Genomic DNA, 744 nt, shown 5'->3' with positions numbered 1-744 from the left:
CCGTCCAGCACCGCGGTGGTGCTGGACGGCGACTACTACCGGGTGAACGGCACCAAGACCTGGATCACCAACGCGCCCGTAGCCGACCTGTGCATGCTGGTCGCCAACGACGAAAAGGGAGAGCGCATCTTTCTCCTCGTGGAAAGAGAGAAGTCGCCCTACGAGGTGAGCTCCCTGCACAAGCTGGGATGGAAGGCCGCTCCCACGGGAGAGATATTCTTCCAGGACTGCATGGTGCCCCGGGAGAACAACGTCATGGCCATGGTGGCAGCGGCCATTACCGGCCCGCGGCTAAAGGAGCTCCTGGGCGACGACTTCGACCCCTCCCGCCTGGCTAACTCGAGGTTCGCGAAGATGATGGGCAGCCTGGCGCCGGAGAACGTCATCTTCGCCTTCCTGCGCAGCGGCATGGCCCTCGCGGCCGCGGGCATCGCTCAGGCGGCCCTGGACGCGGCCATCTCCTACGCCCGGGAGAGAAAGCAGTTCGGCAAGCCCATCGGCAGGATGCAGCTCATCCAGGAGAAGCTGTACAACATGCAGGCCTTGACCGTGGCCTCGCGCCTCATGGGTTACTGGGCATTCCAGCTCGCCGTGAACGCCGACCCGCAGGCGCGCATGGCTTCCTCGCTGGCCAAGGGATTCGCCTGCGAGGCGGCGGTGCAGGTGGCCTCGGAGGCCATCCAGGTGCACGGGGGGATCGGGCTCTCCGACGAATACCCGCTGGAGAGGTATTTCAGGGACGCG

General features: G+C 65.5%; 1 protein-coding gene. It reads left to right on the top strand.

Features of this window, described 5'->3' with window-relative positions; translation table 11 throughout:
* Positions 1-744: acyl-CoA dehydrogenase (locus QME84_12715; GenBank protein MDI6875125.1), on the top strand; the 744-nt coding region annotated here is incomplete at both ends.

Source organism: Actinomycetota bacterium (genome assembly GCA_030019255.1).
In the GTDB taxonomy this organism is placed as follows: Bacteria; Actinomycetota; Geothermincolia; order Geothermincolales; family RBG-13-55-18; genus Solincola_A.
This window is presented reverse-complemented; position numbering and strand designations above follow the sequence as displayed.